Consider the following 739-nt stretch of genomic DNA (forward strand, 5'->3'; position numbering starts at 1 on the left):
ATTGGGTAATCATTGCAGCAGTTATTACAGGTCTTAATCAACTGTCTGGGTTAATTAAAAATATCTCAGATGTGTACTTCAAAGTTAAAGAAGAAGTACAAAAGAGTCGCAACCGCCAAGACGACTCGGAGTAAAAGAAGGGAGAGGGAAACCTCTCCTATTTTTTATAAGCCAAAACGCAGTAATAGTGAGTAATCTCCTATAAGACATTGCGTTCTCGTTTCATAATTTTTACTAACATTAAAAAAAGATGAAATTTATAGTTGACTCGTGTCAATAAAAGTGATAAGATAGAGATATCAAAGGGAGGTGATAATATGAATTGGGTAATCATTGCGGCAGTTATTACAAGTCTTCATCAACTATCTGGATTAATTAAAAATATCTCAGATTTGTACTTCAAGATTAAAGAAGAAATGCAGAAGAATCGCAACCGCCAAGACGATTCGGAGTAAGCACAAGGGAGAGGGAAGCCTCTCCTATTTTTTATAAGTCATAACGCATTTATAGTAAGTAATCTTTTAAAAGATATTGCGTTTCTATTTTGAAACTTTTAACAACATTTGAAAAAAGATGAAATTTGTTGTTGACTCGAGCAAACCAAAGTGATAAGATAGAGATATCAAAGGGAGGTGATAATATGAATTGGGTAATCATTGCAGCAGTTATTACAGGTCTTAATCAACTGTCTGGGTTAATTAAAAATATCTCAGATGTGTACTTCAAAGTTAAAGAAGAA

At 33.2% G+C, this 739-nt stretch carries 1 protein-coding gene; it reads left to right on the top strand.

Going from position 1 to position 739, the window contains the following annotated elements; all coding sequences use genetic code 11:
- The first annotated feature begins 317 nt into the window (after nt 1-317).
- Nucleotides 318-455: a hypothetical protein gene (locus GBN91_RS29150; protein WP_170950871.1), complete on the top strand. Its 138-nt coding sequence runs from the start codon at nt 318-320 to the stop codon at nt 453-455.
- Nucleotides 456-739: the final 284 nt, after the last annotated feature.

The sequence above is a fragment of the Bacillus sp. B1-WWTP-T-0.5-Post-4 genome, from assembly GCF_009183795.1.
Lineage (GTDB): Bacteria > Bacillota > Bacilli > Bacillales > Bacillaceae_G > Bacillus_A > Bacillus_A cereus.

Bases quoted from the DNA above. Each gene is read 5' to 3' on its own strand.
- GBN91_RS29150 (WP_170950871.1), top strand. From the start codon at position 318: ATGAATTGGGTAATCATTGCGGCAGTTATTACAAGTCTTCATCAACTA.